Here is an 852-nt window from a genome sequence, read left to right on the forward strand (position 1 = left end):
CAATTATAGCTCGTTTTCGTAGCATAATTTTATCTGTCTGAGAAAGATTTAATCCCTTCATATTTTTTCTAGGTTTTGTTACCATTTGTATTCCGTTACTCCAAAGAATATCAGCCATAGCTTTTGATATATAGCCTTTATCTCCATATAATTTACCAAAAATATCTTTGGTCATATCCATCATATGTTTTAGGTTTCGGTCGTCAATATTGCCTTTAGTAAGGTAAAATGAAAGAATTTCGCTTTTATCATTAATAATAAGATGAAGTTTAAATCCATAGAACCACCCTATTGAACATTGTCCTCGTTCGGCTGTATCTCTAAAAACTTTGTGCTGATGAATCCTTCTGTTGTGACATACCTTGATATGTGTAGAATCTATAAAATTGATTCCTTCACTCTTGCCCAAGCACTTCATTTTTACAAACAACATAAACACAACAGCACATCGAGGTTGAAGTTCAACAAAGCGATTATAAGAGGTCATGCCAGGAAACAAATCTTTCAAATGAGGTAGTGCATAATGGACATAAAAGGACTTCAGATTACTAAATTGTCCACTATGAAAAAGAACCATTAAACTAATCAACTCACTCTCACACAATCCAGTTTTACGACATCTTTTTCCTAATTTTTTATCTTCAATTCGCTTTTCTTCTAATATGGGTTGAATTTCTTTGCAAAAATCATCCACTTTAACGAATATTTCTATAACTTTATCTCTCAACATAGGGCTTGATTTAATAATGTATATAATTGATTGTCAATTATATACATTATTAAATCAAGCCTTTTTTATGTTTTTAATTAAGATTTTTAATCTTTTTCCTTATCCCGAACTCACGTTAAGTT

The 852-nt window shown here is 30.8% G+C and carries 1 protein-coding gene; it reads right to left on the reverse strand.

Annotated elements, in window-relative coordinates; all coding sequences use genetic code 11:
- On the reverse strand, positions 1-730 hold a 730-nt coding region (locus G5B32_RS16930), incomplete at its 3' end, for an IS982 family transposase (RefSeq protein ID WP_165292670.1).
- Between the last annotated feature and the right edge of the window lie 122 nt (positions 731-852).

Source organism: Sphingobacterium sp. SGL-16 (assembly GCF_011043515.1).
Taxonomy (GTDB): Bacteria; Bacteroidota; Bacteroidia; order Sphingobacteriales; family Sphingobacteriaceae; genus Sphingobacterium; species Sphingobacterium litopenaei.